1 protein-coding gene is annotated in these 2144 nt (G+C 76.3%); it reads left to right on the forward strand.

Going from position 1 to position 2144, the window contains the following annotated elements:
- Nucleotides 1-2144: acyltransferase domain-containing protein (locus AC07FV_RS34790; RefSeq protein ID WP_479091765.1), on the forward strand; the 2144-nt coding region annotated here is incomplete at both ends.

Raw genomic sequence — 2144 nt, forward strand, 5'->3', positions numbered from 1 at the left:
CATGTGGTCCTGGAAGAGGCACCGGTCGAGACGCCGGAGGGCGAGCACGCGGACGGCCTTGGACCCGACCGGACCGGCACGGTGGCCGGCCCGCTCCCCTGGGTGTTCTCGGCACGCTCGCGACAGGCGCTGCGCGGCCAGGCCGAACGGCTCGCCGCCCTCGCCCGCCGGGGCCACCCGGAGGGCACCGACGACGGTCTCGCCCCCGCGGCCGACATCGGATACTCCCTGGCCACCACCAGGGAGACCCTGGAACACCGGGCGGTGGCGCTGGTGCACGAGCCCCGGGCGGTCGTGGAGGACCTCGCCGCGCTGGCCGCCGGCCGCTCGCCGGAGACCCTGGTGACGGGTGTCGCGCGTCGCGGCCGCGGGATCGCCTTCCTCTGCTCGGGGCAGGGTGCCCAGCGGCTCGGCGCCGGCCGGGACCTGTGCGAGAGGTTCCCCGTCTTCGCCGACGCCCTCGCCGGGATCGCGGCGGAGTTCGACGCCCACCTCGAACGCCCCCTCCTGTCGGTGATGTTCGCCGAACCCGCCACCCCGGACGCCGCACTGCTCGACCGCACCGACTACACCCAGCCGGCCCTCTTCGCGGTGGAGACCGCGCTCTTCCGGCTCCTGGAGAGCTGGGGCCTGGTCCCGGACATCCTCGTGGGCCACTCGATCGGCGGCCTGGTGGCGGCTCACGCGGCGGGAGTCTTCTCGGCGGCCGACGCGGCCCGGCTGGTCTCCGCGCGCGGACGGCTGATGCGGGCCCTGCCCGAGGGCGGTGCGATGGCCGCCGTGCAGGCCACCGAGGCCGAGGCCGCCGCGCTGGGGCCCGTCGTCGCCGGCGGCGCGGTCGTCGCCGCGGTCAACGGACCGCAGGCCCTCGTCCTCTCCGGGGACGAAGCGGCCGTATCGGCGGCGGCCGGTGAACTGGCGGCCCGCGGACGCCGTACCAAGCGCCTGCGGGTGAGCCACGCCTTCCACTCACCCCACATGGACGCCATGCTCGCCGACTTCCGCGCGGTCGCGGAAACGGTCGACTACCACGCCCCCCGCGTGCCGGTCGTCTCCGAGGTGACCGGCACGCTCGCCGACGCCGCGCTGCTGACGGACCCCGGCTACTGGACCCGCCAGGTGCGGCAGCCGGTGCGCTTCGCCGACGCCGTGCGCACCGCGAGTGCCCGGGACGCCGCGACCTTCATCGAGCTGGGCCCCGACGCCGTCCTGTGCGGCATGGCGGAGGAGTCCCTGGCCGCGGAGGCCGACGCCGTGTTCGTCCCCGCGCTGCGTCGCGGGCGGCCGGAGACCGACACCGTGCTGCGGGCCGCCGCGAGCGCCTACGTGCGGGGCGCGGACCTGGACTGGGCCGCGCTCTACGAGGGCACCGGGGCCCGGCGCACCGATCTGCCCACCTACGCCTTCCAGCACAGCCGCTACTGGCTCGCCCCCGCCGGGGCCACGGACGCCACCGCCACGACCGCCTCCTTGGCCCGTCCCCTGCCGGAAGCCGAGCGGGACGAGGCGCTGTGGGACGCCGTGCACGCCGGTGACGCCGCCTCTGCCGCGGCGCGACTGGGCGCCGACGACGCGGGCATCGAAGGTGAACTGCGCGCCGTACTGCCGCACTTGGCCGCCTGGCACGACCGGTACCGCACGGCCGCGCGGACCGCGGGACTGCGCTACCGCGTCACCTGGCAGGCGATCGAGGCAGACGCTGTCAGGTTCGGCCCCTCGGATCGCTGGCTGATGGTCGAGCATGGGCAGCGTACGGACTCCGCGGACGCCGCGGAGCGGGCACTGCGCGCGGCCGGCGCGGAGGTCACCCGTCTGGTGTGGCCGCTGGAACAGGACGCCGGATCGCCGCGGACGGACACCCCGGACCGCGGCGCCCTGGCGGAACGGCTGGCCGGGCTCGCGCGGAGCCCGGAGGGCCTGGCCGGAGTACTGCTCCTCCACGACTCCGGTGGGGCCGCGGTCGCCGGACATCCCGGCCTGGACCAGGGAACGGCGGCGGTGCTGCTGACGATCCAGGCCCTGGCCGACGCCGCGCTGGAGGCACCCCTGTGGGTGGTGACTCGGGGTGCGGTGGCGGTGGGGTCGGGTGAGGTGCCGTGTGCGGTGGGTGCGCGGGTGTGGGGGCTTGGTCGGGTGGCTGCTTT

It is taken from the genome of Streptomyces sp. NPDC045956, from assembly GCF_056430705.1.